Source organism: Leifsonia sp. 10L418 (genome assembly GCF_056395445.1).
Window position 1 is genome coordinate 1 of record NZ_JBFTJN010000021.1, and the last position, 386, is coordinate 386.

Genomic DNA, 386 nt, shown 5'->3' on the forward strand with positions numbered 1-386 from the left:
GGTGCGGTTTGCGGGGTGCTCGAAAACCCACGTATAGTCATCTCTTGTCACCCCAAAGGTTCGGTCAGCGGCAAGCTGAGCGGCCTCAAGCGGGGCCAATCCCAAACAAAACACAAACGGACTTGTTCGTTTCATTCTTTGTTTGATGAGTTTGTTTGTTTCTTCGGAAATGGATGAACGAAATTGTTTCAATCGAGTTGCCCCAGAGCGAAAGCCGTTTTCGGCCTGAAGTTGGGTGCGTCCGATCCTTGAGAACTCAACAGCGTGCACAATGTCAAATGCCAAAAACCTCGTACCGGTTCTGCCGGTAGGAGATTCCTTTGGAAAACATTTATAACAACAAAGCAAGTCAGTAATGATTTGTTCTGTCAGTTTCAAACTTGTGT

The 386-nt window shown here is 46.9% G+C and carries 1 protein-coding gene; it reads right to left on the reverse strand.

Annotated features, from left to right (window positions below; genetic code table 11):
- Positions 1 to 285: hypothetical protein (locus tag AC1DCF_RS19160; protein WP_477212366.1), on the reverse strand; the 285-nt coding region annotated here is incomplete at its 3' end.
- Between the last annotated feature and the right edge of the window lie 101 nt (positions 286 to 386).